At 64.0% G+C, this 539-nt stretch carries 1 protein-coding gene; it reads right to left on the bottom strand.

Annotated elements, in window-relative coordinates; genetic code table 11:
- Positions 1–445, bottom strand: a 445-nt coding sequence (locus ACTIFU_RS23995) for an exodeoxyribonuclease III (protein WP_439580828.1), incomplete at its 3' end; no start/stop codon positions are given.
- Positions 446–539 lie beyond the last annotated feature (94 nt).

The following is a 539-nucleotide window of genomic DNA, read 5'->3' as shown; positions in this document are numbered from 1 at the left end:
CGCAGAGGGCGAACATCTCTTCCTTGGCCAGCAGCTCGCGGGCGTGGCCGAGCAGGCGCTCCATCCAGGCGAGCTTGTAGGCGAATTTCTCGGTGCCGATCGGATTGCCGTTGGGCAGGTAGATCCCACCGACGGTGAGCGGTCCGCGCGGCGTGAGCACGCGGCCCTCGACGTAGCGCGCCGGCTCGTCCTCGACATGGCCGGGCAGCGCGCGCGCGGTGACATCGAACGGATGCAATGAGAGGAGGGCGACGCCGTTAAAGCCCTTTTGGCCCACGATCGCCATCTTGTAGCCCGCGGCCTCGACCTCGAGCTTGGGGAACGTCGGTTCCTGCGCCTTGATCTCCTGCAGCACGACGACGTCGGGCTTGGCCCGCTCGAGCCACGAGATCAGGTTTCCCGTCCGCTTGCGGACCGAATTGACGTTCCAGGTCGCGATCTTCATGGCCGATTGTTTTCCTTAACCGTCGAATGCTCGGGCACCTTGGAGACCGAGCATACCTTCATATACCTCAACTTAAGTATCCCCTGCCCGGGGC

The organism is Elioraea sp. (assembly GCF_051860475.1).
In the GTDB taxonomy this organism is placed as follows: domain Bacteria; phylum Pseudomonadota; class Alphaproteobacteria; order Acetobacterales; family Acetobacteraceae; genus Elioraea.
The sequence above is the reverse complement of the archived record's forward strand: the minus strand, read 5'-3'. Positions and strand labels throughout refer to the sequence as shown.